Origin of the sequence: Streptomyces alkaliphilus (genome assembly GCF_014141535.1) — a bacterium.
GTDB classification, from domain to species: domain Bacteria; phylum Actinomycetota; class Actinomycetes; order Streptomycetales; family Streptomycetaceae; genus Streptomyces; species Streptomyces alkaliphilus.
Genome location: NZ_VKHT01001405.1, coordinates 1 through 981, shown reverse-complemented (window position 1 = coordinate 981; position 981 = coordinate 1). Strand labels below are relative to the sequence as shown.

Here is a 981-nt window from a genome sequence, read left to right as displayed (position 1 = left end):
TGTGTAAGAAACAGGCGGGGTGAAGTTGCCCCGTCCGACTGCCCGGTCTCCTCCGGACTCCCCCGGTGACGGAGGGGTCGTCTTGCTGCGCCTCACTGGCCTCTCACCTCTCGGCATCGGCCCCGGGGGCCACCACTACTGCCTGGTTGCTCGGATTCCAGCACGTCATGCCCGCACTTTCCAATCCCCCGGGGGCACCATTACGGCCACTCGCCCCGACGGACAACATTGACAAATCCGACAATAACTCCCGAAAAGGCGCACCCTTGGGCGCGGAGGGGAACGAGGCGATCGCCGCCCGTGCGCGGGTACCGGTGATTGCCTGCCGAACCGTTATCAAGGATGTCGTACTCAGGTGAGCGGTTTCGGCAGGGGTGGTGAAGAACACAGGGAAGTGGGGTCGGGTTCCCCTCACCGCGGGAGCACCGGAGGTGTCGGCGGGGCCCCTCGGGGAGCCCCGCGCGTCACTCCCGGGGCCGGTGGGGTGTGTGCGCCCCCCGGGGCACCCGGGATGACCGGATCCCGCCCCCGGGGGCTCCCGGCGGGCTCCCGGGGGGATCTCCCGGGCCCCGGGGACGAAGAGGGAAACGGACACCTCGTCCCCCGGACGGACTCGGTGGGGATCCGGAGGGTGCCCGAGGGGTCGAGGGTGCCCGAGGGGTCGAGGGTGCCCGAGGGGTCGAGGGTGCCCGGGAGGGGGAAAAGGCCCGAGCCCCCGGGGATCCCCGGGGGCTCGGGCCTCGACTCGGATGTCCACCGCGTGTCGACGGTGTGTGTGGGGGCGTCCTCCCGCGATCACGGGCGAACCCTTCCCACCGTTCTGACGGATCAGAGCCGTCACCGCCGGGGCGCCGCGGGTGGGTCTCAGCGCAGGCGGGCCATCAAGGCGTGCTCCACCAACGTGATCAACGCCGACTTCGCCTCCGCACGATGCCGCGCGTCCGTCGTGATGATCGGCGCGTCCGGCCCGATCTGCAACGC

1 pseudogene is annotated in these 981 nt (G+C 70.8%); it reads right to left on the bottom strand.

Annotated elements, in window-relative coordinates:
• Window positions 1-864: 864 nt before the first annotated feature.
• Window positions 865-981 (bottom strand): annotated as a pseudogene (locus tag FNQ90_RS24755) (ATP-binding protein); the annotation flags it as partial.